Here is a 751-nt window from a genome sequence, read left to right on the forward strand (position 1 = left end):
CTTGTACTCAGTATCCATCGCGTTATATAGACCTTTGAGGTCATCGATATCAAAGCCACCTTGCGTACGTTCTGCTAAGTCTTGGTATTTTTCAATGGTGATATCCAGCTCTTTTAAGATGCCGCGATAATCAATCAAATAACCAAAGCGTTTCTTCTCATGCAAGCGGTTTACCCGTGCAATCGCCTGAATCAGGTTGTGCTGCTTTAAGGGCTTATCGATATACAGTACGGTGTTTTTTGGCTCATCAAAGCCCGTTAGTAGCTTATCGACAACGATCATAATGTCAGGACCATCATCCTGACTAAAAGCTTCTATAATAGCTTTGGTATATGCCTTTTCATCACCGCCATACTCTTTGGCGACATTATCTTGCCACCAATTCTGGACGATGTCTTTTGACTCTCCATCGACAGTATCATGCCCTTCACGAGTATCAGGTGGTGACATAGCGACCACTGAGGTCACTTTGCCAATCTTATCTAACGCCATTTTATAGCGGATAGCTGAGGCTTTAGAGTCACAAGCCAACTGACCTTTAAGGTGCTGCTGTTTAAAGTTTTGGAAGTGATCAGAGATATCATGAGCGATCAGCTCAATACGACCCTCAACCTGATAGATTTGACCTTTTTGGGAGAACTTACGCTTGAGATCCGTTTTTTGATCATCAGTGAGCTTTTGGGTGATACGATCAAACCAAGCATCAATGGCTTGGTCATTGGTATTAAGCTCAGGGACACGCTCTTCGTAT

At 43.1% G+C, this 751-nt stretch carries 1 protein-coding gene; it reads right to left on the minus strand.

Features of this window, described 5'->3' with window-relative positions; genetic code table 11:
• A partial coding sequence (locus ACS8FC_RS17010) for a type I restriction enzyme subunit R domain-containing protein (protein ID WP_439297655.1) occupies positions 1–751 on the minus strand: 751 nt, incomplete at both ends.

The organism is Psychrobacter sp. 1Y4 (genome assembly GCF_051847555.1).